Raw genomic sequence first — 289 nt, 5'->3', positions numbered from 1 at the left:
GTATATAATATGGATTGGCCTACAACTAAAAATAATATACAAGCACAAAAATCAGAATATATAGATTTGTTAGATAGTCTAAAAAGTTTAGGTATGAATACTGTAATAGTTCAAATTAGACCTAAATCAGATGCACTATATAAATCAAGTATAAATCCATGGTCAGAGTATTTAACAGGAACACAAGGAAAAGATCCAGGGTACGATCCACTTCCTTTCCTAATTGATGAAGCTCATAAAAGAGGAATGGAATTTCATGCATGGTTAAACCCATATAGAATTACAACTA

General features: G+C 30.4%; 1 protein-coding gene. It reads left to right on the top strand.

The window, feature by feature from the left end; translation table 11 throughout:
* Positions 1-289: glycoside hydrolase family 10 protein (locus G3997_RS05070; RefSeq protein WP_296649107.1), on the top strand; the 289-nt coding region annotated here is incomplete at both ends.

Origin of the sequence: Romboutsia sp. 13368 (genome assembly GCF_018336475.1) — a bacterium.
In the GTDB taxonomy this organism is placed as follows: Bacteria; Bacillota; Clostridia; order Peptostreptococcales; family Peptostreptococcaceae; genus Romboutsia.
The sequence above is the reverse complement of the archived record's forward strand: the minus strand, read 5'-3'. Positions and strand labels throughout refer to the sequence as shown.